We start from the raw sequence: 23,386 nt of genomic DNA, 5'->3' as shown, positions 1-23,386 counted from the left end.
ACCTTTCCAGATGTTAGATACATCTCTTCTGATATTTATCTTAAAATACTGTCTACTCATAATTTGTGATACCTAATATTTTTGCGAAATGAGGTATTGTCAATGTCAAAAAGAAAACTTTTCCTATACATATCATTAATTGTTATCGCCGTTCTTTTAATCTCAGGCTATATCTTGCACAAACATAAAAAAGATAAATATATTGAAACTCAAAAAGCGAGAATAGATTTATATTTTAAATATAATCTAAAAAACTATAAATCCATTCAAATAACTAAAGCAGAAAAACTTCCAATGGGCGCTGGATATTCATTACGTGGTTACGTAAATAATGATAAGCGGTATTATTTTAATGCTCATATTTCTACTACAGAATCATATCAATATAACGGTGATATAGCATACAGTCCGAAAACTTTGGGAAAATTATTTTATCATTCTGATCCTAAACACGAATTATATCCAAATGAAATTATTAAACGTGAACACTTGAATAAACAGGATTACGAAGCTGATCCGCCTATCATATGGGGTTTTTAATTATTTAAAACAAATAAGTTAAACGAAAGACGAAAATTAGACGGGAGGTAAACAGAGGTTTATCTCTCAGTCCATTTTATTAAATCTCCTAATAAGTTAGTAAAGCGAGGTACTAATTATGTCAAAAAGAAAGACTTTCCTTTACATAACATTAGCCACTATAGCCGCCCTTTTAATCACAGGCTATATCATGCACAAACACAAAAAAGATAAATATATTGAAACTCAAAAAGCTAGAATAGATTTGTATTTTAAGCATAATCTTAAAAATTACAATTCATTACAAATAACTAATACATACAAAAGTCCTATGGGAGGATATTTTATATCCGGCCATATTAATAATGATAAACGTTATTATTTTGATGCTCATATTTCATCAATCGAATCATATCAATTTAATGGCAATTTAGGTTTTAATCCAAAAACTTTAGAAAAGTTATTTTATCATCCCGATCCATCCAAGCAATTAAAACCAAATGAAATCATTAAACGTGAACACTTGAACAAACAAGATTATGAAGCTGACCCGCCAATCATTTGGGGATTTTAATTATTTCGTTTGTCAAAATAGGTATGTAGCATTGAACTTTCGTCCATATTAAGATAGGAATAAACTCCTTTTGTTTTGTGGTGATTATAAATTGAGTTTAACACAGTTGACCTTTTTGATTGTTTAGGTATCTAGCTTAATTTTACTATACGTATTATTTAAAGCTAATAAGCATAAATAACTAGTGAATTAGTTTTAACTAAAATGAGACTTTTAACACCTGAGTTAAATGAAAGACAAAAATTAGATTGGGAAGTAAACAGATGTTTACTTCTCGGTCCTTTTATTAAAGCAGCTAATAATTTGGTAAAGCGAGGCATTAATTATGAAGAACAGAAAAATATTACTTTACATATCATTAGTTGTTATCGTCACCCTTTTAATCACAGGCTACGTTATGCATAAACATAAAAAAGATAAATATATTGAGACACAAAAAGCGAGAATAGATTTATATTTTAAGCATAATCTTAAAAATTACAAATCTATTCAAATAACAAAAACAGAGAAAGCTCCAATGGGCGCTGGGTATTCTCTGCGCGGTCATATCAATAATAATAAACGCTATTATTTTATTGCGCGTATCGAAGAAGGAAGTCAATCACAATTTAATGGTGATATAGCTTATAATCCAAAAACTTTAGGAAAATTATTTTATCATTCTGATCCTAAGCGAGAATTAAAACCAAATAAAATTATTAAGCGTGAACACTTAAATAAGCATGATTATAAAGCTGATCCACCTATTATTTGGGGAATTTAATTGATGTCGCAGTTATAACCACTCCGATACTTTTAACATCTGAGTTAAATGGAAGACATAAAATAAGACTAGGAAATAAATATATATTTACTTCACAGTCCATTTTATTAAATCAACTAATAAGTTGGTAAAGCGAGGTACTACATATGTCAAAAAGAAAAATTTTCCTATACATATCATTAGTTGTTATCGTCGTCCTTTTAATCACAGACTATATCATGCATGAACACAAAAAAGATAAATATATTGAAACTCAAAAAGCTAGAATAGACTTATATTTTAAACACAATCTTAAAAATTATAAGTCCATCCAAATAACTAAAGCAGAAAAACTTCCAATGGGAGCTGGCTACTCAATAGAGGGTCACATCAATAAGGATAAACGTTATTATTTTAGCGCTGATATGACAGAAGGAGGTCAAACACAATTTAATGGTGATATAAGCTATAATCCAAAAACATTAGGAAAATTATTGATACATTCAGAGGCTAAAGACGAATTATACCCAAACGAAATTATTAAACGTGAACACTTGAACAAACAAGATTATGAAGCTGATCCCCCTATCATTTGGGGTTTTTAATTGTTTAAAACTAATAGTTCGAAAAATTCAGCGACTCAGTTTTAACTAAATAAACACTTTTAACAACTGAGTTAAATGAAAGACATGAAGTAAGACTGGGTAATAAATGTATGATAACTTTCTGGTCTACTTTATTAAGACACCTAATATTTCTGTAAGGCGAGGTACTACGTATGTCAAAAAGAAAACTTTTTCTTTTCATATCGCTAGGTGTTATAGCTGTCCTTTTAATAACAGGCTATATTTTACACAAAAAGAAAAAAGAGCATTTCATTCAAACACAAGAAAAACGGATAGATTTGTACTTTACACATAATCTTAAAGATTACAAATCAATGCAGATAACAAAGATTAAAAAAAAATCCAATGGGAGGTTATTTCATCGACGGATACGTTAATAACGATAAACGATATGATTTTAGTGCGCTAATATCAGCATCTGATTATCATCAATTTAATGGCGATATTAGCTATGACCATTATCTAGAAAGATTATTTTATTACGATGATCCTAAGAACGAAATAAAACCGAATGAAATCATAAAAAAGAGCACTTAAACAAAAAAGACTATGAAGAAGAACCACCACTCATTTGGTGGCTATAACTACATACTGCTTGAAGTAATCTGTGCATTTATTAAAAGTTTAGAGACATCATCAATATTTGCAAGAAGAGTAAAATTGATTAGGGAGTAAATATATGTTTATCCCTCCATTCTATTTATTACAAGTCTTAATATTCTAGTAAAGCGAGGCACTACATATGTCAAAAAGAAAACTTATCCTTTACATATCACTAATTGTTATCGTCGCCCTTTTAATCACAGGCTACATTTTGCATAAACACAAAAAGGATAAATATATTGAAACCCAAAAAGCGAGAATAGATTTGTATTTTAAATATAATCTTAAAAATTATAAGTCCATCCAAATAACTAAGGCTGAAAAACTCCCAATGGGAGCTGGCTACTCTATATATGGTCACATTAATAATGATAAACGTTATTATTTTAATGCTAGTACTTCTTCAACCGGATCATATCAGTTTAACGGTCATATAGGATTTAGTCCTAAAACTTTAGGAAAGTTATTTTATCATTCGGACCCTAAAGATGAATTAAAACCAAATGAAATCATTAAATGTAAACACTTGAATAAAGAAAATTATGAAGCTGATCCACCTATCTTCTGGGGATTTGAGTCACTTAAAGAATTAACTAAATGACTTTTTGAAAAACTAGATGAACTCGCCTCTCGTTTCACTTCCCTATTCAAAACGCTCCACACCTGCGATAGATGTGGAGCGCCTTTATGTCATTCAATTATTCTGCTGGTACAACTGCACCATCATATTTCTTATTAATATAATCTTTGACTTCTTTAGATTGTAAAGCTTTCACGAGTTCTTTCACTTTCTTATCATCTTTATGCCCTTTTTGAACCGCAATTAAGTTGGCGTAAGGATTGTTTTCTGCTTTTTCTAAAGCAATTGAATCTTTTTTCGGACTTAATTTTTGATCAATCGCAAAGTTAGAGTTAATGATAACTGCGTCAGCATCTTGATTTTGGTAAATTTTAGGAAGATACTCTGCTGCTTGTTGATGATTAAATTTCAAATCTTTCTTGTTCTCAGTGATATCTTTGAAAGTTGCATCTTGAATTTTAACGCCATCTTTCAATTTAATTAGTCCTTCGTCAACGAAGAATTTTAAGAATCGACCTTGTTCTGCTGGGTTGTTTGAAACGTAGATTGTTGCACCTTTTGGTAACTCTTTTAAGCTTTTATACTTTTTAGAGTACACAGCCATAGGTTCTAAGTGAACGTTACCTGCTGATTCGATTTTATACCCTTAGTCTTTACTTTCTTTATTCAAATATGGCGTATGTTGGAAGAAGTTCGCATCAATTTCACCTTTATCCAATAGCTTATTCGGCGTAGTATAGTCGTTAATTTCTTTAACTTTGAGTTTATAACCTTTTTTCTCTAAAATGGGTTGTGCTTTTTTCAGAATCTCAGCATGTGGCGCAGGAGATGCCCCTACTGTAATCGTCTTGTCATCTGACTTACCACATGCAGCAAGCGCAAGTGTTAATACTGCGATTAATGTAAATGTTAATAATTTTTTCATGTTGATTTCCCCTTTTTATATTATCTTTTATCAATTCTGTTAGTGAAAAAGTCACCGATATATTGAATGATAAATACTATGATTAAAATAAATACTGTTGAGACGAGGATGACGTCGTTCTGATTTCGCGTGAAACCTGTGAGATAGGCTAAGTTACCTAAACCACCAGCACCGATAACACCAGCAATCGCTGTCGAACCTACAAGTGCAATCGCCGTAACTGTAATACCAGATACCAAGGCTGGCATTGCTTCAGGTAAGAGCACTTTACGTATCACTGTCGTCGTGCTCGCACCCATGGACCAAGCCGCTTCGATAACCCCTTTATCGATCTCTTTAAAAGCAATCTCGACAAGTCGTGCATAGAATGGCGCTGCTCCAATAATTAACGCAGGCAATGCACCTGTTGGACCACTAATTGTGCCTAATACCAAACTTGTAAATGGTATCAAGATCAGAATAAGTATGATAAACGGTATCGCTCGGAACAAGTTAACAATAAACGAGATTATACTATAAAATACACGCGCGAATGGTGATTTACTTCTAGCTGAAATAAAGAGCAACACCCCAAGTATCAAGCCGAAAATAAAGGCAAAAATGGTTGATACGATTGTCATATAAAGTGTTTCATAGGTTGCGACCCAAACTTCAGACCAGTCGACATTCGGCATCGTAATCATCTCGTGGAGAATTTCATTCAGTGACTTACCCATGTCGAATCACCTCCACTGCTACATGTTGTCGACTCAAGCCGGCTTTGAATTCCTCAAATTGACTCTCAGAAACTTCTGTAAGGTGTAAGACGAGATAACCAAGCTCCCCTGATTTCGTCTGTTTCACACTACCTTCGAGAATATTGATATCAATATCCAATGTGCGTGTAATATATGAGACGATAGGTTCTGTCGTATTATCACCTGTAAAGTTTAAGCGAACGACGTAATCATCTGGAGCAATATGTATATATCGATCCACGGATTCATCGATTTCATCACTTAAGTCGTCTTTTACAAACCTGCGTGTGACTGCATGTTGCGGATTCTCAAAGACTTCAGTGACTTTACCTTGTTCGATGACTTTACCATCTTCCATTACAGCCACCTCATCACAAACACGACGAATCACCTGCATCTCGTGCGTGATAATCACGATAGTCAGATTTCTCTTCTTCTTAATTTCTAACAATAAATCAAGAATTTCATCTGTCGTTTGCGGGTCAAGCGCACTCGTCGCTTCGTCACACAACAGTACTGACGGTTCATTAGCTAACGCTCGAGCAATCCCTACACGCTGTTTCTGTCCTCCTGATAGCTCTGATGGATAGGCATTACCTCTGCCTTCTAATCCCACAAGTTCGACGAGCTCACGTGCATGATGACGTGCTTGTACTTTGCCCATTCCTGCTATCTCAAGAGGAAACATAATATTCTCTATTACCGTACGTGACCATAATAAATTGAAATGTTGGAAGACCATGCTGACATCTTGACGTTTACGTCGTAACATTGTCTTTGAAAGCTGCCCCATATTATCTCCATCGATAATCACGTCGCCCGATGTAGGTGTCTCTAAGTAATTGAGTAAGCGCACGAGCGTACTTTTACCTGCACCTGAGAAACCAATGACGCCAAAGATCGTGCCGGATGGAATCGTCAAATCAACGTGATCGACTGCCGTAACATCGTGTTTCTTAGTCTTATACCGCTTCACGAGCTGTTTAATTTCAATCACTGTAGTCCCTCCTCTAATATTCTTAATGTTGTAAATTAATGTTGCGTTGCCAGTTATCATCGCTGTTTCAATGGACTACTGCTTTCAGTTGATAAAAGTAGTGAGAGTATATAGCGCTCGAATATAAGCCGAATATATATTTCTAAATATTAGAAATATTGTGTTATTTATTAAGCGCGTTGTCTGCCAACTCAAAGTCTGCTCATCTTATACAACTCAAAGGAGTGTAGAATGTTAACCAATAAAAAAACTTTCTCTTATAAGAAAAAAGAGAAAGCATCCTACCTTCTCTCATCTTCAAAAGCCGTTAAGCTTTATGTGAATTGGCACCATTTCTGTAACAGACGGTTGCCGGGTTTCGTAGGGCACATCCCTCCACCACTCTTGATAAGAGCAATCGCAATATTAAGTTGTATTTATCCTACCACTATTCCTCATCCTCGTCAACTACTATTTTAAATTTTCTAACAAGTACGGAACAGATTGGAATGCGTATATGCGCTTAAGTTCTTGATCTTTCGACATAATCAATAGTACAGGCACGGATTGAATTTCAAATTTTTGAGCGAAATCTGGGTGTAAATTCAAATCAATCTTCGTTATCGGTAGCTGTACCATCTCATTTGCCACATCTAGCATTCGTTCTGATACTTTACACGTACCACACGTAGGTGTGTAGCCGAATATGAGGTGTTTATCGTGATGAACATTCTGTTTTGGATCAATGATTTCTTCTTTCTTCTGTATCATGTTAATAAACTTACCCTTTCAAACATTTGATCTATTTTTTCTTGTATCTTTTCATCTTCGTCTTTGACGTCAAAACCGTGACGTTCCAACACGCGCGCTAAATAGTCTTTGGGACAACGCGCAACTTCACGATATTGACGATCAATATAAATATGGTGACTTTCACTTAAATAATGCTTAAACCAACTTCTAATCTTACGTCCTTCGTCATCTGCATCCGCTAAGACGTAAATCGTTTGTCCTTCGTAGTCGTCAATAATTTGATCGACTTTATCTACACTCATCGTTCCATGTGTACAAATAATATGCAGAGGTTCATCGATGACTTCTTGCACACGCTGCTTGTCCGTCTTGCCTTCCACAATCATCACTTTGTTTACTACAGCCACATTCGTCACCTTCTTTAACAATGTTTGGGAAACGCTACTTAGTTTTTAACATATCTTGCACAAAGTAAACATTATTACAGCTCAGAGGACTTGCGAGTGAGACAGATATAGAAAAAGAGTAGAACGTCATCCACTATTCTCTCAAGAATTTGAATCGACATTCTACTCTCGCATCTACTCATTGAGTTGTTGCAGCCTCTAAATAGTTGAACACCAAGAAAGATAGTAAATGATATGCGTAAAACATAATTCTACATCCATGTTCAACTCAAGACGCAACAACTTAACATAGTTACTTTATAAGCAATTATGTACGTAACTCAACTTTCGTCGTATTATTCACCAATCATTTCTGAATAGTCGTCAGCTGACATTAAGTCGTCTAATTGGCTTTCATCGCTGATTTCAACTTTAACCATCCAAGCTTTTTCGTATGGAGATTCATTAACGAATTCTGGGCTGTCTTCTAACTCGTCATTAGTTTCTGTTACTTTACCAGCAACTGGTGCGTATAATTCTGAAACTGTCTTAACAGATTCAACACTACCAAATGTGTCGCCTACTTCGATTTCATCATCGACTTCTGGTAACTCAACAAAGACGATATCTCCTAATTCGTTCTGTGCATATTCAGTAATACCAATAGTAACTGTGTTTCCTTCAACCTTTACCCATTCATGGTCTTTAGAATACTTTAATTCACTCGGTACTGCCACGAGATCCCCTCCTATAAACTTTATTGTACATATTTATGATGCCATATAGATGCTTCACAAGCAAGATTTTCTATTAATCTTGTGAATATTTCCAAGGGCATGACATCGCATGAGATAAGTAATGAGACGCATAGTTATCGTCTCAGAAAGCGATTTCAAATCATCGTTTAATTATCGCCTAGTCGATTAACAATTAGTTAACCCATACATCTTGATATTGTTGTTCGTTAAATCCAACTGTGACTTTATCGTCCATGACTGCGAGCGGACGTTTGATCAACATACCGTCTGATGCTAAGAGTTCGAGCTTCTCGTCATAAGACAAGTCCTGTAACTTATCTTTCAAATTAAGTTCACGGTATTTCGCACCGTGCGTGTTAAAGAATTTATTGACATCTAAATCTGATGATTCCACAATTTCTTTAAGTTCAGAATATGTAGGTGTATGTTGTACAATATCAATAGGTTCGAAACTTACGCCATAATCCTGTAAGAACTTTGCAGCTTTTTTACAAGTTGTACAGTTTGAGTATTGGTAAAATCTAATCATGTATGAACCTCCTATTTTTATAATCTTTATTCCAATATATCAAATTTAAATGAGAAATGCTTTAATTTATAAGCCTAATTTTTTCTTTATAACCTCGATTCAGTTATAATATAATCACGATTTCAAGTAAAAGGAGAGCATAGACATGAAAGCAATTCATTCTACAGATGCATTTAACCAAGCGATTAATAGTGACAATCCTGTCATCGTGAAATTCGAGGCAGATTGGTGTCCAGATTGTAAAGCAATGGATATGTGGATTGACCCTATCGTTGAGAAATACAACGATTATGAATGGTACGTCGTTGACCGTGACGAACTTGAAGACGTAGTCACTGCTAACGATGTAATGGGTATTCCTAGCATTCTCGTATTCAAGAACGGCGAGAAGTTGAGTCACTTACATTCAGCGAATGCGAAATCTCCAGAACAAGTTGAAGATTTCTTAGCTGACACATTTAAATAAAATGTGTATCACATATATCTTTACCTAAAGTGACACAATATAAACAATGGCGAGTGAAAAGATGGGGTAACGCCCACTTTCACTCGCCATTTTATAATATCGATTAATATTCAGTGATTAAGTTCTTCATACGACGTTTACGGTGTGACACTCTATCTTCCATGTCAGTGAGATAAAGGAAACCAACTAAGTCTTCGCTATCTTTCACGCCTAACGTGTCTCTCACTTCAGGCATAAAGATGTACTGTGGAGACTTCCAGCAAGTACCGATGCCCGCTTCATGAAGCAATAACATTAAGTTCTGAGCGAAAGCACCAAATGCCATATAGTTTTCTAAATTCTGTTTCTGACGTGGATCTTTCTGAACGATTAATGCGAGCATACCACCTAAGTTTGTCACATTATCATAATGGTCTTTCTTCTTATCATCGTCGCCTTTAAATGCATATTGACCAATATCTTTACTCATTTGACCGAGTCGATCTTTCGAAATATGCACAACTCTCCAAGGCTCTCTCATCTTATGGTTAGGTGCATCTGTCGCACGTTCAATCGCTTGATATAAAGCATCGTCATCTATATGCATGTCACGTTTAAATTTCTTTCTACTTCTTCTATTTGCAATAGCTTCTTGTAGTTCCATAATTGATCGCCCTTCCGTAAGTGATAATCTTTTTCAATTATAGTGCAAGATATTTTTATTTTCAACTTAACGATAATCTTTCAGTACCCGTCGTAAGTCTTTAACCTGAACTTGACCAGGGGCTTGTGGCTCTTCTATACAACCGTAAGAAATACTTCCACCAAACACACCCGTGGCTAAACGTGAGACTTTACCTAAGTCACCCATCGCGATACCTATCACTTGTTCAGAAACAGTCACACTCGTATGATGCAACGCAGACATTAATGTTAGCACATCTTCTGGAGAGCGTGGCATCACTGCTACTTTGAGAATATCTCCGCCACATTGATGCATTTTATAATACAGGAAGCGTAGCGTCTCAAGGTTCGGTGTTTCTGTAAAGTTGTGATGTGAAATAATAACTTTCACTCGATGATGATGCGCTTCATTCACCAACATTTGTACGTCTGTTGGAGAAACATGCGCGTCAAACTCAATATCAATAAAGTCAGGTTGTTGTTTAGCGAGGGCACGAATAATCTGACCGTACTCTGTTTCTGATGCGTCGCCCTGTCCTCCTTGCCGAGTTGTGCGATATGTCACGAGCACTTCCTTCTCCGGCACTGCCTCACGCAATGTCTCCAACATTTGTTGGTAGGCTTCTTCATTGAAATCTGGCCACTGATCAATACGTAACTCAACAATATCAAAGTGAGCCTGTTCGTGTTGTAATTGTTGAGTTAACTTTCGATCTAGTTGATAGTCAGGTGCTATCGTTACGGCAATTTGAACTTCTTGCATAACGCCACGTCCTTATCATTGGAATTACGCTTATTATAACGCATCTACGTTTGTACACCAACGCGTAGACTCGTCGGCGCAACTGTGGTTAGGCGTTTGTTTATTGTAAAATAAGTTGAGCGAACAGAAAGCAGCTCAAATGCTTATGTGAATCGATTAATGATTAACAATGGAACTTTCAGGGTAGAAGATAACTATAATCAATTGAGGAGGTTATACAACATGGCAGTTAAATACGAAACAAAAGCAACAAACACTGGTGGACGTAACGGACACGTTCAAACAGATGATAAAGCAATAGATGTAGCGGTAATTCCTCCAGATCAAGCAGATGCTGAAAAAGGTACAAATCCTGAACAATTATTCGCAGCAGGTTATGCTTCATGCTTTAATGGTGCATTCGATTTAATCTTGAAACAAAACAAAGTAAGAGATGCAAAACCTGAAGTGACATTAACAGTACGTTTAGAAGATGACCCAGATGCTGAAAGTCCTAAATTAGGCGTAGACATTGATGCCAAAGTTAAGAACGTCTTATCACAGGAAGACGCTGAGAAATATTTACAAGAAGCACATGACTTCTGTCCATATTCTAAAGCAACACGTGGTAATATCGACGTAAACTTAAACGTGACAGTAGAAGACTAATCTTATAGAACGTTAATACCCTGTTCTTCACCTTTCGAAGGGAAGAACAGGGCTTTTTTCATTTCATCATCTTATGCTGGTTGTCTTGATGCACAATCTTACCGTTTATTCGTCTTCATCTTTCCGAGAAAGAATACTTAAACTCACACATAAGATTGTAAACGCAATAAGGACAAGCAGTATAAGCGAAACAATAATTATCATTAGTGCTTCCACTATACGCGCACCCCTCTTTAATATGTGAGCAACCTTTCTCATTATAGCACACTTTATTTTCGATTTAATCCGCACATTCAGAGTATTTTATCGCTATAACAAGTGTTAATAGTCGACGTTGATTTGTCATATAAGTTAATCTTAAAGTAAATGGATTCTTATTTTAAAAGTACATTTTTTCGATTATGTTACAAATTAACATTGCTACGCTAAATAAGTTGAATTATTATTAAACGTAGATACAATAGAGTTTAACACTAGATTTATTTCTTGTGAGGCGAGAACAATGAGTACGATTCATGAATTAAACCTTAATTATTTGGCTGACTATCAGCGCTTAGTTACTGAAGCAATACATAATGAACATTTCGTTTATGCGTGGGGATTGTACGACGAATCACACATCCCTCCCGACTATCTTGACCATCTTCTTTCTCAGGATAATCCAGTAGAAAAGGTCATTGGCTTGCACGTAGATGGGGAACTTGTTGGTGTAGCTACGCTCATCAACTCTCATGTCTATGGGTTAAGACATAAAGCAATCTTGCAGAATATGTGTGTGAAAATGATTGATCACTACGCATCCCAAGAACTTGCAGATGACTTGATGAAGTACATCATCCAATATTGCCAAGAGAGAGACATTGAAATTCTAATGACTTCAATTGCCTCAAATAATATTAGCGCTAAAATCTTCTATCGAAATTATAACTTTGAAACGTTAGGCGTCGAAAAACATGCCCGTAAACTCGGTACACGCTATATCGACGAACACTGGTTAGTAAGTGATATTAAAAAATAATGATATATAATTTAACCTTACTTAAATTATAAAGTATAACGTTCCTTGCAATTCAACGAGCGAAACCGTATGATTTGAGTATATTTAAACGTGCAGATTATGAGAAATACGAGCACAGAGAGGACAACATTATGAATAACAAGACAACTATTTTATCTTTATTTCTATCCTTATTAGCCCTTGTTTTTCCATTTTTAATCTTTGATGAAATCGTGACGACGCCGCTTCAAATTGTCATAGCATTATTGATATTAATTGCGATTTTTGCCATTAACTTTTATAGCGCGCTTCGCGGAGACAGAGCGATCAATGTCTTTGCGGCTATCGTCACATTAATCGCTCTATTCTTATTTACTATTCCTTTGTGGCGTTACATTTTCTAGCTTTGCACAAAGAGAAATTACCTATCGCAATAGGCACTTTCTCGATATTAAAATGTCGGAAAATTATTAATACTCACAACATAAATGTCCGTCACTGTTTAATACATTTATCAATGGGTATAACTAATTGACTAAGTCACAAACCCGAGGAGTGTAAATTAGAAATGAGAGAAGAAAAATGTTGTTACGTCAACCCTGAGAAAGTATCTCTCGATTGGGAATGCTTAGTCGTTAGCAGACGTGACATGATCTTAGATGGTTTACCTATCGAGCTCATCAACGCTTGGATGAACCGTCATTTACTCGAACCTTTTTCAATCCGCAATAATGAAATTAACTTTAAAACGCAAGATATCCGACATGCACTCGAAGTACAGAATTGGTATTACGAGTAAACGTTAAGCACAATTAATATCATCATAAATACTAATCGCACGCTTAGCATACTCTAACAAATCATGCTCTACGTACTTCGCATTGAAGTAGTTAAATAGCGAATGTGCACAAGTTTCATCAATTGGAAACTCGCTATCAGTGTGAACGTGATGTGCGATATAACCTAATGGGGTATCATCTTCAAGAAATCTATAAATGAATTCATAAAACGTCATAGTCATGCCCCTTTCTTGTACAATGAATCTACTAGTGTATATTTATCTTATCATCTATCATATCAGAGTTTATGAAATTGTCTATACGAGAATGCGCGGGCTGAATGATGAGAAGTGCTATACCCCTCATCATGATGCGATTAGTAAGAACTTTAAAATTTTGTGAATATTTCATTAAATTTAGTTTTACTTTAGTTATTTAGTTAAAATGAATGGCAGAACTTTATAATTCAACTTAAAAAGCACGTCTTTCCTAACTGTGTATTGACACAATTAAGGAAGACGTGGATTTGTGTATCAATATATATTCAATTCTTGCTAAACTAAGACGTTGCCATGTTCATCTGCTGGTTTAAATAAAGTAATGATAGCGCCAATAATCGCTAGGACGTGTGGCACTCCTGTCCAGAAGAATAATGCGAATAGAATGCCAACTCCAGGTTTACCTGCGTAGAATTTATGAATTCCAAACGAACCTAATAACACGGCAAGTAAAATATAAAGCCATTTATTTACTTCGTTCATCTTTCGCACCTCTTTCATATCTTTATTATACCTCTAGTATACGCCCCTTTTATCTTCACTACCACGGACTTAAGACCTATATATTCAATATGCTTACTTAATGTACATCATCGCTATCATCAATATCTTCTATTTTACGAAAAAATCTACAAAGATTTCATGAAACTGCCACATCTCATATAAGTGTCGACTCTATTGTGAAGAACGATTAAGTGGTACAATGTATTAATGTATTTCAAGTTACGTTACGTAGAATGAGTTGGAGGTGGAAGTATGTCCATTCACTATATATTTTTACTCACTGTATCAATTATCTTCCTAATTGCGGGAATTATCACTTTATCATTATATAAAGCTAAACACAGTCAAGAATCGAAAGAATCGCTCTTAGGGATCACCGTTATGTTATTCATCTTCGGTGTCGTCGGCACACTATTCGCATTAATCTTCGGCTGGCTTATTTAACAAACGGACATCATGGTTAGGAGGCACGCACTATGCAATTACGTTTCTATCCTGATTGGAAAGTCGATAATCAAAGTAAAAAGGAAATCGCAATTCAAGAAGACGATACTTCAGTATCTGTCATCAGTCCTATCAATAATTACGCTTTTGGTATCTTAGCTGAAGCACATTTCGTCGTGCAGAATCAGCAAATTGTCGATGTTAATATTGAACATCATAGTGAAGAGATCGAAATGACAGCAAATCAAGAAAGTCATATTATTATGATCAGAGATATAACATAACTCTAGCGTATAAAAATTTTAACAGTTAAGATTCCTAACTGTTAGTCCACTTTCTTGTAAAGCGCACTTAAGCACTCTAACTGTCGATGTAAGAAATATTCAACTACGCCAGGTTATCTCTCGTTACACTTTAGTTAAGATAAACAAAGGAGGTAATTCAAATGGCAGTAGCAAACATCATCGGCGGTATCATCAAATTAATCAAAACTTTAGTTGACACTTTCGCTAAAAAATAATTTGATACCTTAATACTTAGCACCCCTTCGTTGCAAGGGGTGTTTTTAACTGCTAACAGAGTACAAGGCTTTGTTAGCAGTTTTTTCGCATATGAAAAGACCCCTAATTAAAGGGGCCTTATACTATAACGGGAGTAATGAATCTTCTACATGCTCTGGGGCATGTAGAAAATTCATGTCCGTTATTTTCACATGCCCTAGAGCATGCAAAGCAATTATAAGATTTGCTTTCTTAAATTGCAAATACTTTTAAAATCATAAATAATTAACTCAGAATCCGAATTGCAAACCGAATCAATTTACAGTTACGCAGAAAAATCATACACTTTGGAAAAGATATTTAAGAAATTGGAGCGCTCTGATTAATGAAATATTTGCCCTAACTTAAATATAATTCGTGAAAAATGGGTAAAATAGTACTAAGGTATCTATTTCAAAGGTGCACGTAAACATCGTCAATTTAAATAGAGAACTTCCTTACATCAACACGTAAAGGAGGATGTTTATGATTTATGTAGCTATTATTATTACTATTCTCGGTATTATCTTTCTCAGCATGAGTAAGACGAAACCGAAATCACGTCAGTCCTTTCTTAGCTTAGGTGTCGTGTGCCTCATCATAGGCATCGTATCTTTAATCGGTTTACTCATTAATAAGCTCGTCACAGGCGCATAAAGACTTATCTATCGATCAACTCAACGAAATAGTATAAGTCTACGGATTGAGATTTATAGCATTCACTTTGCATATTAATCTCAATCCTTTTTTATTAACTCATCCGAGTATGGTTTGATTTTACAAATATTTAACTTTCATTTAACATATATAATTACTTAATCTGATGTTAATAAATTTAAGTTAAAATAATTATCAATATATTAGGAGACGTTATGAAAGAAAGATCATTTTCAAAACCTTTATATATATTTCTAACCTGTGTGGTATTATTTGGTTTATTACTCACAATCGTCTTTATTTACGCTTCACAACACAAGGCGAATTCCAGTTCTGATAAATATAAAAACTTTAAAGAATTAAAGAAAGATACGCGCGAGGGTAAAGATTGGAAGATTTCGTCTAAAAATACCTCGAGCGATACGATTGTTACCGCAATTCACGGTGGTGGCATCGAACCGGGTACGTCTGAAGTTGCGAAACAGATTTCTAAAAAAGGCGATTATAAATTATACGCTTTCGAAGCATTAATGAAATCAGGAAATCAAGATTTGCACATTACCTCTACACACTTCGACGAACCTATCCTACTGAAATTAATGAAGAAAAGCGATCATGCGGTCTCTATTCACGGCATGGGTGAAACTAAATCCGTCGTGTACATCGGAGGTAAAGATTTAAAATTACGTAATGCGATTAGAGATAATTTGAAAGATGAAGGCTTTAAAGTCGAAGAAAGTCCCGATTATTTAGAAGGCGATTCAAGTCAGAATGTCACTAATAAGAATGATGGGAATGCAGGCGTTCAGCTCGAACTTTCTTATGGCTTGCGTAAAACGTTCTTTAAACATGGTGATTTCGACCGTAATTCCCGGGAACAAACTTCTAACTATCGCCATAATCTATATCGATTCTCAGAAGCTGTAAGTAACGGTATTAAAGATGCGAAACAGAAGTAATATAAATCAATAAACGCTATCCAACCCGTAGATGACTATTGAAAGCATCTGCGGGTTAACTTACGTATATGAAACAAATAAGTGCGATTTCCCCCTATCCTTTTACCTATAGTGTAGTGGACAACTTCGCACGTATAATTCATGTGTATGACGTTAACGAAGTCAATAAACCAAAGTCCTCATCCACAAAGTCGTGGACCAAACTATGCAAAGTTCTTACTCTCAATAAAAAAGCTGAGCCACCCACACCAAAGTGAGCGCTCAGCCTTAAATAACAGTCCAGAAGTGATTTCAACGTAACAGTTCAGAAGTTAAATGAAATAGGAACTGAAATTAGCTCGATTAATCCGTAACAGGATCACCAATTAGAACATTAACCACATGGCCGTCTTCAACGTTAAATTGAATTGGATATTGACCTTTATCGTAGTAGTATAAACCATCGTCTGGTGTGCTACCACTGTGATAAAGCTGACCTAAATCTTGGCCATACGCTGCTTTCAATTGTTCAACTGTCACAGATGCGTCAGTTACATTAAAGCTTACACTGCGCGCAGACTTACCTTCCCCTACAGTTTGGATCACTTGATCATGTACTTTGTGTTGGTGGTAATCCGGCGTACTAATGTGCGTTGTCATATAGTAACCATTGAACATCATGCCGCCCCCATTTAAACCTTCAATAAATTGAGGACTTGTAAGGAAGCTTGCATCGTCACCTGCATTGCCTTCAAGCACGAATTTGGCTTGTGTTGCAGATGGTGTCGTCTCTGCGTGTGCGTCTGTTGCGTTAACTGCTACTGTTCCTAAACTTAGTGTCGCAATCGTAGATGCAGCTACCATTGCTTTCGTTAATTTCTTCATGAAATCACTCCTTTAATTTTGAAATAACATTATCAAATGTCATTACACTTTTATTATATAATCATTCAAATTTTTAATAAATATTTTTAACAAAATTTTACTATTTCTTATTATAATCTTAACATTTCTAAATATTCTCGCTCATTTTACCTCACTGCATAAAAGTAGAAAATTGCGTATTGCTAATGTTGTAAAATTCAGATAATATATATTTAATTATAATTATAGAAAGGAGACGGCGGTTGAGATGACACATTCACCTATCATGAAGACAGCGTTTATACATACGACCCCGATACTCGCTGGATTTAGTTTCCTAGGTATCGCTTACGTAATTTATATGCATTCTCTTGGCTTCGCACCTATCTTCGCTATCGTCATGAGTGCAGCTATCTTCGCTGGATCAATGGAATTTGTGGCAGGAAGTTTGCTCGTTGCTTCATTTAGCCCACTCAGTGCGTTAATCCTAACTTTGATGATCAATGCCCGTCATCTGTTCTACGGCATTTCTATGCTAGAAGAGTTTAAAAATGTGGGTAAAAAGAAATATTATCTCATCTTTGGTATGTGTGACGAGACGTTCGTCATTAATAAAACTGCTCAAGTTCCTAGTCATATTGACAAAGGTTGGTTTATGTTCTACGTCACGTTATTTAATCACTGTTACTGGGTGTTTGGCGCTACGATTGGTAGTATCGCTGCGGATTACATACACTTTAACACGCATGGGCTCGATTTCGTGATGACGGCGCTCTTCGTTGTGATCTTCCTGGATAACTGGCTCAAGGAATCCAGTCATCTCACTTCTATTATAGGTATCGGTGTATCATTGGCATGCCTCATCATCTTTGGACCTAAAGCCTTTATCTTACCAGCCATGATTGCGATGCTTGTCATCTTTATATTGATGAGAAAGCCGATTGAAAGAAAGGTAGGGACTACGTCATGACTTTATTTCAACAGATAATCACGATTGCTTTAATTGTCTTAGGCACGATGATTACGCGTTTCCTGCCCTTTTATATCTTTTCACCTAACAAACCTACACCTTCTTTCGTGAGATATTTAGGCAAAGCCTTACCCGCTGCTGTCTTTGGACTGCTTGTGGTTTATTCGTTCAAAGACGTCAACGTCTTAAAGTATAGTTTCGGCTTACCTGAACTCATCGCGACAGTTGTAATTATAGGTTTACATTTGGTTAAAAGAAGTATGTTACTCTCCATCGCTGGCGGAACGATTGTTTATATGCTGCTCGTTCAATTTGTCTTTTAGTTGAGGTAAAATTGGTACGATAATTTTTCCTAGTCTAAAATCTGAAAAATTGTGTTGCCAAAATAATTTTTAGAAAAATCTGCAATCTATCTATACAACTGATTCATTTTATTATAATATATATCATTATAGCCTGAGATATAGACAAGAACGGCAAATGACTATAGACATGATTATGAAGAAAACAGCAGGAATTTTATTAGCAAGCGCCCTACTACTCGGAGCTTGTGGTACAAGCGAGAAAGAACAACATGAAAAATATCAAAAGGCGTTACGTACATTCGTAGATAAGGATATGGATAACTTTAATAAATTCCAGAAAGACACAAGAACGCTAAAAAATTCGGAATTAGTTGAAGAACTATCTAAAACACGTAAATCTTTTGAAAAAGATCGAGATGAATTTGATAAATCTACAAAAAATATAGAAGGTACCAAAGATCAAGAGAAATTAGCTAAAAACTTTAGAAACCTCAACAAAGAAACTGATAAAATGCTAAAAAGCATGAAGAATAAAACACAGGAATTATCTGATGGTGACTTAACAGAACCAGAATACAGTAGAGAGATAATTGATATAACTAAAGATTACCAAGAGAAAGCTAAGCCTAAAGACGAAAATAAAATCGATAGTAAGAGTGTTAAGAAAATTCTAGGTGATGACGTTTATAAAAAAGCGGAAGATCTCGTTGATGAGTCTGAAAAATAAGCGACTCCAAAGTAAAATATAATTCGTAAAGAAAGCTCATATTATGATAACAATAAAGTTATTGTAATATGAGCTTAATTTTATCTTATCTTGTACTAACTTTCTCTATCATTTCATTTCTTTCCTAAATATTTTTTCACAAATTCATCTAAAACTCTTCTTAACTTTATGTTATTCTACTAATTGTTGTGCGAGTAAAATAAATACATAGTTTTTCAGTTATTTTTCAAATTTAGTGAATAAATCTTTAGCTCTTTATATTTTATTCTTACAACATATTACAAACATCTATAGGGGGAATTTCCATTGAGAAAATCGATTTCTGTCGTGTTAGCAAGTGCCCTATTACTTGGTGCTTGTGGTAACGATACGCATGATAAACAGGCTGATAATAAGGAGCATAGTAAGACTTCTACGTCGGACAAGAAGAAAGATAAAAAGCAGGATAAGAAAGAAGATCATAAAGAATATCTTGATGATTTAAGATATTTTGTTTCAAGCTATGCTGAATCAGCGCGTAGTTTCGGTAAACACGTGTCGCAGGTAGATGAAGATACTGATTTAGACTCATTTGCAGAACATTTCGATACGCTATCTGATCAACTCGATGAGAACTTAGACGACTTCAAGGAAGAGAAACATGATTACAAGCCTAATGATAAAGAGAAAAAGGTGGAAAATCATTTCACTGACGTGAGTAAAACATTAAGTAAAGAATCAAAAGATTTATCGCAAACATTGAAAGATTATAATGAAGATAAAGTTTCAGACGACAAAGCGGATGAACAATACGAAACTTTCATCAATAAAGTTAATAAATTGGCAGACAAAGAAGTAGATGAAGATGACTTTAGAGAAGTGTTAGGTGACAAAGTTTACGACTTAGCAGTAGATGAATAGATATTTAAGATAGTCGATTGCACTAGTGCATAAACACTCAGTCTCGCTTTTTCAACAACACAGATGACATATCATTCATAAAAAATTGGTTCATTATAGAAATAATTACCCGTACAATCACCAAATATCTTCCCTATTTACATACGCCAAGTTAACTAGTATTATGAATAAGCTGAATACTAATTAGGTGGTTATATATTTGAAAATTTTTGACTATGAAGATATCCAGTTAATTCCAAATAAATGTATTGTACAAAGTCGTTCTGAATGTGACACTTCTATTCAATTTGGGCCTCGTCGTTTCAAATTGCCAGTAGTGCCTGCGAATATGCAGACAGTTATGAACGAAGAACTCGCACAATGGTTCGCGGAGAATGATTACTTCTACATCATGCATCGTTTCGACGAAGCTGCGCGTATTCCTTTTATCAAAAAAATGCAAGAAGCGAACCTCTTCGCCTCAATTTCTGTAGGTGTGAAAGATCGTGAATTTGATTTTATCAAAACACTCGCTGAACAGAATTTAGTGCCTGAATATATCACAATCGATATCGCGCATGGCCACTCTGACTCAGTAATTAACATGATTCAACACATCAAACGTCACTTACCTGATGCTTTCGTTATCGCTGGTAACGTGGGTACGCCTGAGGGTGTGAGAGAGCTTGAGAACGCTGGTGCTGATGCAACGAAAGTCGGCATTGGTCCAGGTCGTGTATGTATTACGAAGATCAAGACTGGCTTTGGTACAGGCGGTTGGCAACTCGCTGCACTCAATCTTTGTAGTAAAGCTGCGCGTAAACCGTTAATTGCGGACGGAGGTATCCGTACACACGGCGACATCGCCAAGTCAATCCGCTTCGGTGCCTCTATGGTCATGATTGGTTCACTCTTCGCTGCGCATGAAGAATCACCTGGTGAAACAGTTGAAGAGAATGGTAAAATGTACAAAGAATACTTCGGTAGTGCTTCAGAATTCCAAAAAGGTGAGCACAAAAACGTTGAAGGTAAGAAAATGTTTGTTGAACATAAAGGTTCGTTGAAAGACACGTTAAACGAAATGCAACAAGACTTACAAAGTTCTATCTCCTATGCTGGAGGCAAAGACTTGAAGTCACTCACTACAGTCGATTACGTTATCGTACGTAATTCCATCTTTAACGGAGATCAAGATAGATAATATAAAGAGAACTGCACCTCGCTATGGGGTGCAGTTTTTAGTTTCATTTAAAGGGTTTGGAAGGCAAATTTAATATCTTACTGCGTTAATAAGTAATCATAAAAAGGCCCTAAACAGATTTACAATGTGAGTTATTTAATTAGTCTTCAACTTTAATACCATTACGTATCATGTCAGTTTGCAACTCATTAGCTAATTCACACAAACTAGGTATATAATGTGTCGCAAAGCCAATGATAATCTTGTTTTTCATAAAATCATTGATTTCGTGCTCACTTTTATTATATTTGTCTATAATTACTTTTAAATCTTGAGCATTCATATCATAACTATGTCGTTCACTCGTATAACGTAAAAACGCCGTGAAAACTTTGTCGAATGACTCCATACCATAGTCCATTTCCAGAAATAACAAACTAACTGAGTAAGTTTCTAATTGGTTGTTACCCATTTTCTCAGCTAATTCAGTGACAGATCTTTTCAGTAATCTAAATTCTTCCTCACTAACCACGCTTGAAGTCCCCTTTCAATATTTCTTTCTTATCAACTCTATACCCGATAAATTGAGATAATTTTAGGTGCTTTATTATGATATAAGGTTAACTAAAGGAAATCGAAATAGTGCTAAAAATAGGTCATAAATCTGATTACCAAAATGGGTACGAGAAAGCACAAATTGAAAGAAGAATACAAAACGAGTTAAAAGATAAACCTAAAGCTTTGAAATTATATAACTTTGGTAGAAGTAATTGGTATAAGTTCAATAAAGTATTGAATAGAAGAAGTAAGGAATTTGATGAAGGTTATTGAAAAGGACGAAATAAAAAGTAATACCAAAATCACTATCTAACTTATATGATATATATATGATATTGAATTTTTAATTCTTTTTAGGATTCAGTATTTCACCAGTAAAAATAATTACAATAGAAATTAAAGTTGCGCCTACAAAAGTACTACCTATTATAGGATGATTATTTAATACTAAATAAAAGCTGCCTAAACCAAATAATATAGCTAGTATAAAAGCTAGTATGAATCTAAAATAGAAACTTCTAGTAATATGCTTAAGAGTAATAACTTCCATTTTCCGTCTATGTTTAGACTCTTCAATACCGTTGTTAATTATTCTCTTAGCTGAACCAGGATCCAATTTATCATACCCTTCTAGTACTTTAGGATGCGGTATTGGTCCATTATACATTTCTAAAGTTGCAATCATTTCTTGATTTTCTTTTTCCTGTACAATGGCATGTTTCACGGTTTTCACTAGATCTAAATCATGAGTATTATTTTCTTTATTCGTCATAATTTTTTATAGCCTTTCTAATGTCGTTACCAATTTTCTCATAATCCCCTCTAATATTATTCCAATCCTCTGAAATATTCTTGTTATTGTTAAGGTAGCTATTAAGGGTTTCACGATAGTTATTAACTTCATAATGTGAGATACAATCTAAAAAACGGCTATAAATTTTACTGATGTTTTTATAAATTTTGCGTATTATAATCATGTTGTTCATCTCCTTTAACACATTATAAATCATCCCACCTTGAAAAGCTACTTTCATTATTAAGGTAGTATTACTCTAATACCAATTTATATAATAAGCTATCCTTACAAAAGTGTAAGTTCACTCGCCTTCCATATAAGTTATAATTAACGTGAGGTGATAATTATGGATAAACAAACTGAAAAAATTCTCGCATCACTAAGTTATTTCAGTGTATTCTTTGCACCATTTTTATTTCCATTAATCATTTGGATCGGATTAGAGAGACCCGTCTCAACACATGGTAAGCGTGCAATCCTTTATCACATCGCACCTTATCTATTTTTAATATTAGTTGTTATTGCAGTTGGACTTATGGGACTTTATGCGAAAACCTCCCTAATCATTGCAATTATACTTCTAATTATTGGTATTATCGGAATGGTATATTTCTTCATATACAACTTATATTGTGGCATCAAAGTACTACTTATGGATCAATTAAGAGAATAATTGTTATACAGTAAGGTGAGGCTGAATATAGTCTCATCTTTTTTCAAATC

General features: G+C 35.0%; 34 protein-coding genes, 2 pseudogenes and 1 riboswitch. Of the genes and pseudogenes, 21 read left to right on the top strand and 15 right to left on the bottom strand.

Annotated features, from left to right (window positions below):
* Nucleotides 1-174: 174 nt before the first annotated feature.
* The 6 genes and pseudogenes from CD039_RS02000 (at nt 175) to CD039_RS01975 (ending at nt 3,665) form a co-directional block, all read left to right on the top strand.
* Nucleotides 175-540, top strand: a complete 366-nt coding sequence (locus CD039_RS02000) for a DUF1433 domain-containing protein (protein ID WP_103371585.1) — start codon at nt 175-177, stop codon at nt 538-540.
* Between the two features lie 190 nt (nt 541-730).
* Nucleotides 731-1,093 carry a DUF1433 domain-containing protein gene (locus tag CD039_RS01995; protein WP_103371584.1) on the top strand — a complete coding sequence of 121 codons (363 nt, stop codon included), beginning with the start codon at nt 731-733 and terminating at the stop codon, nt 1,091-1,093.
* Nucleotides 1,094-1,418: 325 nt separating this feature from the next.
* Nucleotides 1,419-1,856 (top strand): DUF1433 domain-containing protein, encoded by a 438-nt coding sequence (locus CD039_RS01990; protein WP_167386219.1) that lies wholly within the window; start codon nt 1,419-1,421, stop codon nt 1,854-1,856.
* Between the two features lie 146 nt (nt 1,857-2,002).
* Complete coding sequence (locus CD039_RS01985) at nt 2,003-2,440, top strand: DUF1433 domain-containing protein (RefSeq protein WP_313955602.1); 438 nt, start codon at nt 2,003-2,005, stop codon at nt 2,438-2,440.
* A gap of 173 nt (nt 2,441-2,613) precedes the next feature.
* A pseudogene (locus CD039_RS01980) lies at nt 2,614-3,045 on the top strand (DUF1433 domain-containing protein).
* 158 nt (nt 3,046-3,203) lie between these two features.
* On the top strand, nt 3,204-3,665 hold the full coding sequence (locus CD039_RS01975) for a DUF1433 domain-containing protein (RefSeq protein WP_167386218.1): 462 nt from the start codon (nt 3,204-3,206) through the stop codon (nt 3,663-3,665).
* A 97-nt stretch (nt 3,666-3,762) separates the two neighbouring features.
* Here the strand turns inward: CD039_RS01975 and CD039_RS01970 are convergent.
* The 7 genes and pseudogenes from CD039_RS01970 to CD039_RS01940 all read right to left on the bottom strand — a co-directional run bounded on the left by CD039_RS01970 (nt 3,763) and on the right by CD039_RS01940 (nt 8,708).
* Nucleotides 3,763-4,569: pseudogene (locus CD039_RS01970) on the bottom strand (MetQ/NlpA family ABC transporter substrate-binding protein).
* 20 nt (nt 4,570-4,589) lie between these two features.
* Complete coding sequence (locus CD039_RS01965) at nt 4,590-5,285, bottom strand: methionine ABC transporter permease (protein ID WP_103370911.1); 696 nt, start codon at nt 5,283-5,285, stop codon at nt 4,590-4,592.
* Nucleotides 5,278-6,303, bottom strand: a complete 1,026-nt coding sequence (locus CD039_RS01960; RefSeq protein ID WP_103370910.1) for a methionine ABC transporter ATP-binding protein — start codon at nt 6,301-6,303, stop codon at nt 5,278-5,280. The genes CD039_RS01965 and CD039_RS01960 overlap by 8 nt, the downstream gene beginning before the upstream one ends.
* Nucleotides 6,304-6,591: 288 nt before the next feature.
* Nucleotides 6,592-6,697, bottom strand: a riboswitch (SAM riboswitch).
* Between the two features lie 56 nt (nt 6,698-6,753).
* A complete protein-coding gene (locus CD039_RS01955; RefSeq protein WP_103370909.1) occupies nt 6,754-7,053 on the bottom strand; it encodes a thioredoxin family protein in 300 nt (99 codons plus the stop codon).
* Nucleotides 7,050-7,442, bottom strand: coding sequence for a toprim domain-containing protein (locus tag CD039_RS01950; RefSeq protein WP_103370908.1), 393 nt, complete (start codon nt 7,440-7,442; stop codon nt 7,050-7,052). The genes CD039_RS01955 and CD039_RS01950 overlap by 4 nt, the downstream gene beginning before the upstream one ends.
* A gap of 335 nt (nt 7,443-7,777) precedes the next feature.
* Nucleotides 7,778-8,158 carry a glycine cleavage system protein GcvH gene (gene gcvH, locus CD039_RS01945; protein WP_002472285.1) on the bottom strand — a complete coding sequence of 127 codons (381 nt, stop codon included), beginning with the start codon at nt 8,156-8,158 and terminating at the stop codon, nt 7,778-7,780.
* A gap of 193 nt (nt 8,159-8,351) precedes the next feature.
* Nucleotides 8,352-8,708 (bottom strand): arsenate reductase family protein, encoded by a 357-nt coding sequence (locus CD039_RS01940; RefSeq protein ID WP_002472298.1) that lies wholly within the window; start codon nt 8,706-8,708, stop codon nt 8,352-8,354.
* A 145-nt stretch (nt 8,709-8,853) separates the two neighbouring features.
* On the opposite strand from CD039_RS01940, the gene CD039_RS01935 reads away from it, so the two are divergent.
* Nucleotides 8,854-9,174, top strand: a complete 321-nt coding sequence (locus CD039_RS01935; protein WP_103370907.1) for a thioredoxin family protein — start codon at nt 8,854-8,856, stop codon at nt 9,172-9,174.
* 103 nt (nt 9,175-9,277) lie between these two features.
* On the opposite strand, the gene CD039_RS01930 is transcribed toward CD039_RS01935, so the two are convergent.
* Nucleotides 9,278-9,817, bottom strand: coding sequence for a nitroreductase family protein (locus CD039_RS01930; RefSeq protein ID WP_103370906.1), 540 nt, complete (start codon nt 9,815-9,817; stop codon nt 9,278-9,280).
* A 66-nt stretch (nt 9,818-9,883) separates the two neighbouring features.
* Nucleotides 9,884-10,600 (bottom strand): type I 3-dehydroquinate dehydratase, encoded by a 717-nt coding sequence (gene aroD / locus CD039_RS01925; RefSeq protein WP_103370905.1) that lies wholly within the window; start codon nt 10,598-10,600, stop codon nt 9,884-9,886.
* Nucleotides 10,601-10,822: 222 nt separating this feature from the next.
* On the opposite strand from aroD, the gene CD039_RS01920 reads away from it, so the two are divergent.
* The 4 genes from CD039_RS01920 (at nt 10,823) to CD039_RS01905 (ending at nt 13,044) form a co-directional block, all read left to right on the top strand.
* Complete coding sequence (locus CD039_RS01920) at nt 10,823-11,248, top strand: organic hydroperoxide resistance protein (RefSeq protein WP_002472288.1); 426 nt, start codon at nt 10,823-10,825, stop codon at nt 11,246-11,248.
* Between the two features lie 502 nt (nt 11,249-11,750).
* Nucleotides 11,751-12,266: a GNAT family N-acetyltransferase gene (locus tag CD039_RS01915; RefSeq protein ID WP_103370904.1), complete on the top strand. Its 516-nt coding sequence runs from the start codon at nt 11,751-11,753 to the stop codon at nt 12,264-12,266.
* Between the two features lie 131 nt (nt 12,267-12,397).
* On the top strand, nt 12,398-12,649 hold the full coding sequence (locus tag CD039_RS01910; protein WP_103370903.1) for a hypothetical protein: 252 nt from the start codon (nt 12,398-12,400) through the stop codon (nt 12,647-12,649).
* Between the two features lie 164 nt (nt 12,650-12,813).
* Entirely contained in the window at nt 12,814-13,044 is a 231-nt protein-coding gene (locus CD039_RS01905; RefSeq protein ID WP_049406523.1) for a hypothetical protein, read from the top strand.
* Nucleotides 13,045-13,047: 3 nt separating this feature from the next.
* On the opposite strand, the gene CD039_RS01900 is transcribed toward CD039_RS01905, so the two are convergent.
* Complete coding sequence (locus CD039_RS01900) at nt 13,048-13,260, bottom strand: YozE family protein (RefSeq protein ID WP_103370902.1); 213 nt, start codon at nt 13,258-13,260, stop codon at nt 13,048-13,050.
* Between the two features lie 318 nt (nt 13,261-13,578).
* Nucleotides 13,579-13,785: a TM2 domain-containing protein gene (locus tag CD039_RS01895; protein WP_103370901.1), complete on the bottom strand. Its 207-nt coding sequence runs from the start codon at nt 13,783-13,785 to the stop codon at nt 13,579-13,581.
* A 273-nt stretch (nt 13,786-14,058) separates the two neighbouring features.
* Between CD039_RS01895 and tsaT the strand changes: the two genes are divergently transcribed.
* The 4 genes from tsaT (at nt 14,059) to CD039_RS01880 (ending at nt 16,405) form a co-directional block, all read left to right on the top strand.
* Complete coding sequence (gene tsaT / locus CD039_RS01890; protein WP_070503074.1) at nt 14,059-14,250, top strand: type II toxin-antitoxin system toxin TsaT; 192 nt, start codon at nt 14,059-14,061, stop codon at nt 14,248-14,250.
* Nucleotides 14,251-14,282: 32 nt separating this feature from the next.
* Entirely contained in the window at nt 14,283-14,534 is a 252-nt protein-coding gene (locus CD039_RS01885; protein WP_103370900.1) for a hypothetical protein, read from the top strand.
* A 741-nt stretch (nt 14,535-15,275) separates the two neighbouring features.
* Nucleotides 15,276-15,446, top strand: a complete 171-nt coding sequence (locus tag CD039_RS11820; RefSeq protein ID WP_167386217.1) for a hypothetical protein — start codon at nt 15,276-15,278, stop codon at nt 15,444-15,446.
* 215 nt (nt 15,447-15,661) lie between these two features.
* A complete protein-coding gene (locus CD039_RS01880) occupies nt 15,662-16,405 on the top strand; it encodes a poly-gamma-glutamate hydrolase family protein (protein WP_103370899.1) in 744 nt (247 codons plus the stop codon).
* 342 nt (nt 16,406-16,747) lie between these two features.
* On the opposite strand, the gene isaB is transcribed toward CD039_RS01880, so the two are convergent.
* On the bottom strand, nt 16,748-17,269 hold the full coding sequence (gene isaB / locus CD039_RS01875) for an immunodominant staphylococcal antigen IsaB family protein (protein WP_103370898.1): 522 nt from the start codon (nt 17,267-17,269) through the stop codon (nt 16,748-16,750).
* A gap of 247 nt (nt 17,270-17,516) precedes the next feature.
* On the opposite strand from isaB, the gene CD039_RS01870 reads away from it, so the two are divergent.
* From CD039_RS01870 to guaC, 5 genes are all read left to right on the top strand, one after another.
* Nucleotides 17,517-18,218: an AzlC family ABC transporter permease gene (locus tag CD039_RS01870; RefSeq protein ID WP_103370897.1), complete on the top strand. Its 702-nt coding sequence runs from the start codon at nt 17,517-17,519 to the stop codon at nt 18,216-18,218.
* Nucleotides 18,215-18,541 (top strand): branched-chain amino acid transporter permease, encoded by a 327-nt coding sequence (locus CD039_RS01865; protein WP_103370896.1) that lies wholly within the window; start codon nt 18,215-18,217, stop codon nt 18,539-18,541. The genes CD039_RS01870 and CD039_RS01865 overlap by 4 nt, the downstream gene beginning before the upstream one ends.
* Before the next feature lie 175 nt (nt 18,542-18,716).
* Nucleotides 18,717-19,250, top strand: coding sequence for a hypothetical protein (locus CD039_RS01860; RefSeq protein ID WP_142384368.1), 534 nt, complete (start codon nt 18,717-18,719; stop codon nt 19,248-19,250).
* 306 nt (nt 19,251-19,556) lie between these two features.
* Nucleotides 19,557-20,150 (top strand): hypothetical protein, encoded by a 594-nt coding sequence (locus tag CD039_RS01855; RefSeq protein WP_103370894.1) that lies wholly within the window; start codon nt 19,557-19,559, stop codon nt 20,148-20,150.
* 199 nt (nt 20,151-20,349) lie between these two features.
* Nucleotides 20,350-21,330, top strand: coding sequence for a GMP reductase (guaC, locus tag CD039_RS01850; RefSeq protein WP_103370893.1), 981 nt, complete (start codon nt 20,350-20,352; stop codon nt 21,328-21,330).
* A 139-nt stretch (nt 21,331-21,469) separates the two neighbouring features.
* On the opposite strand, the gene CD039_RS01845 is transcribed toward guaC, so the two are convergent.
* The 3 genes from CD039_RS01845 to CD039_RS01830 form a co-directional block, all read right to left on the bottom strand.
* Nucleotides 21,470-21,841 (bottom strand): hypothetical protein, encoded by a 372-nt coding sequence (locus CD039_RS01845; RefSeq protein WP_103370892.1) that lies wholly within the window; start codon nt 21,839-21,841, stop codon nt 21,470-21,472.
* Between the two features lie 369 nt (nt 21,842-22,210).
* Nucleotides 22,211-22,639 (bottom strand): DUF2335 domain-containing protein, encoded by a 429-nt coding sequence (locus CD039_RS01835; RefSeq protein ID WP_103370890.1) that lies wholly within the window; start codon nt 22,637-22,639, stop codon nt 22,211-22,213.
* Nucleotides 22,629-22,844, bottom strand: a complete 216-nt coding sequence (locus CD039_RS01830) for a hypothetical protein (protein ID WP_103370889.1) — start codon at nt 22,842-22,844, stop codon at nt 22,629-22,631. The genes CD039_RS01835 and CD039_RS01830 overlap by 11 nt, the downstream gene beginning before the upstream one ends.
* A gap of 165 nt (nt 22,845-23,009) precedes the next feature.
* Here CD039_RS01830 and CD039_RS01825 point away from each other — a divergent pair, with 165 nt between their 5' ends.
* Nucleotides 23,010-23,336 carry a magnetosome magnetite crystal formation protein family gene (locus CD039_RS01825; RefSeq protein ID WP_103370888.1) on the top strand — a complete coding sequence of 109 codons (327 nt, stop codon included), beginning with the start codon at nt 23,010-23,012 and terminating at the stop codon, nt 23,334-23,336.
* The last annotated feature ends 50 nt before the right edge of the window (nt 23,337-23,386 follow it).

It is taken from the genome of Staphylococcus argensis (assembly GCF_002902305.1).
GTDB classification, from domain to species: domain Bacteria; phylum Bacillota; class Bacilli; order Staphylococcales; family Staphylococcaceae; genus Staphylococcus; species Staphylococcus argensis.
This window is presented reverse-complemented; position numbering and strand designations above follow the sequence as displayed.

Coding starts and splice junctions, on each gene's coding strand:
- CD039_RS01955 (WP_103370909.1), bottom strand. CDS start 7,053: ATGATACAGAAGAAAGAAGAAATCATTGATCCAAAACAGAATGTTCAT.
- CD039_RS01920 (WP_002472288.1), top strand. CDS start 10,823: ATGGCAGTTAAATACGAAACAAAAGCAACAAACACTGGTGGACGTAAC.
- tsaT (WP_070503074.1), top strand. CDS start 14,059: ATGTCCATTCACTATATATTTTTACTCACTGTATCAATTATCTTCCTA.
- CD039_RS01835 (WP_103370890.1), bottom strand. CDS start 22,639: ATGACGAATAAAGAAAATAATACTCATGATTTAGATCTAGTGAAAACC.
- CD039_RS01935 (WP_103370907.1), top strand. CDS start 8,854: ATGAAAGCAATTCATTCTACAGATGCATTTAACCAAGCGATTAATAGT.
- CD039_RS01940 (WP_002472298.1), bottom strand. CDS start 8,708: ATGATTAGATTTTACCAATACTCAAACTGTACAACTTGTAAAAAAGCT.
- CD039_RS01990 (WP_167386219.1), top strand. CDS start 1,419: ATGAAGAACAGAAAAATATTACTTTACATATCATTAGTTGTTATCGTC.
- CD039_RS01985 (WP_313955602.1), top strand. CDS start 2,003: ATGTCAAAAAGAAAAATTTTCCTATACATATCATTAGTTGTTATCGTC.
- CD039_RS01885 (WP_103370900.1), top strand. CDS start 14,283: ATGCAATTACGTTTCTATCCTGATTGGAAAGTCGATAATCAAAGTAAA.
- CD039_RS01900 (WP_103370902.1), bottom strand. CDS start 13,260: ATGACGTTTTATGAATTCATTTATAGATTTCTTGAAGATGATACCCCA.
- CD039_RS01880 (WP_103370899.1), top strand. CDS start 15,662: ATGAAAGAAAGATCATTTTCAAAACCTTTATATATATTTCTAACCTGT.
- CD039_RS01830 (WP_103370889.1), bottom strand. CDS start 22,844: ATGATTATAATACGCAAAATTTATAAAAACATCAGTAAAATTTATAGC.
- CD039_RS01895 (WP_103370901.1), bottom strand. CDS start 13,785: ATGAACGAAGTAAATAAATGGCTTTATATTTTACTTGCCGTGTTATTA.
- CD039_RS01995 (WP_103371584.1), top strand. CDS start 731: ATGCACAAACACAAAAAAGATAAATATATTGAAACTCAAAAAGCTAGA.
- CD039_RS01905 (WP_049406523.1), top strand. CDS start 12,814: ATGAGAGAAGAAAAATGTTGTTACGTCAACCCTGAGAAAGTATCTCTC.
- CD039_RS01825 (WP_103370888.1), top strand. CDS start 23,010: ATGGATAAACAAACTGAAAAAATTCTCGCATCACTAAGTTATTTCAGT.
- CD039_RS01975 (WP_167386218.1), top strand. CDS start 3,204: ATGTCAAAAAGAAAACTTATCCTTTACATATCACTAATTGTTATCGTC.
- CD039_RS01865 (WP_103370896.1), top strand. CDS start 18,215: ATGACTTTATTTCAACAGATAATCACGATTGCTTTAATTGTCTTAGGC.
- CD039_RS01930 (WP_103370906.1), bottom strand. CDS start 9,817: ATGGAACTACAAGAAGCTATTGCAAATAGAAGAAGTAGAAAGAAATTT.
- CD039_RS01965 (WP_103370911.1), bottom strand. CDS start 5,285: ATGGGTAAGTCACTGAATGAAATTCTCCACGAGATGATTACGATGCCG.
- CD039_RS01910 (WP_103370903.1), top strand. CDS start 12,398: ATGAATAACAAGACAACTATTTTATCTTTATTTCTATCCTTATTAGCC.
- CD039_RS01915 (WP_103370904.1), top strand. CDS start 11,751: ATGAGTACGATTCATGAATTAAACCTTAATTATTTGGCTGACTATCAG.
- CD039_RS01870 (WP_103370897.1), top strand. CDS start 17,517: ATGACACATTCACCTATCATGAAGACAGCGTTTATACATACGACCCCG.
- CD039_RS11820 (WP_167386217.1), top strand. CDS start 15,276: ATGATTTATGTAGCTATTATTATTACTATTCTCGGTATTATCTTTCTC.
- aroD (WP_103370905.1), bottom strand. CDS start 10,600: ATGCAAGAAGTTCAAATTGCCGTAACGATAGCACCTGACTATCAACTA.
- isaB (WP_103370898.1), bottom strand. CDS start 17,269: ATGAAGAAATTAACGAAAGCAATGGTAGCTGCATCTACGATTGCGACA.
- CD039_RS01860 (WP_142384368.1), top strand. CDS start 18,717: ATGAAGAAAACAGCAGGAATTTTATTAGCAAGCGCCCTACTACTCGGA.